Genomic DNA, 234 nt, shown 5'->3' with positions numbered 1-234 from the left:
CGGCAAACATTTAAAAACAAAAAAAACACACCACACAAAAAACAGGAAAAAATACAAAAAAAAAAAAAAAAAAAAACACACCAAAATAAAATTTTTAAAAAAAAAAAAACAAACCCCCCCCACAAAAAAAAAAAAACAAAACAAAAAAAAACCACACACCCCCCCCCCCACCCCACCAAACCCCCCCCCCCCCCCCCCAAAACAAAACACCCCCCCCCCCCCCCCCCCACACAC

1 protein-coding gene is annotated in these 234 nt (G+C 40.6%); it reads left to right on the top strand.

Translation table 11 applies throughout. The annotated features are described in order from the left end of the window. Positions 1–234, top strand: a 234-nt coding sequence (locus SM755_RS24710) for a hypothetical protein (RefSeq protein ID WP_323174912.1), incomplete at both ends; no start/stop codon positions are given.

Source organism: Natrialba sp. PRR66 (assembly GCF_034808065.1).
GTDB lineage: Archaea > Halobacteriota > Halobacteria > Halobacteriales > Natrialbaceae > Natrialba > Natrialba aegyptia.
The sequence above is the reverse complement of the archived record's forward strand: the minus strand, read 5'-3'. Positions and strand labels throughout refer to the sequence as shown.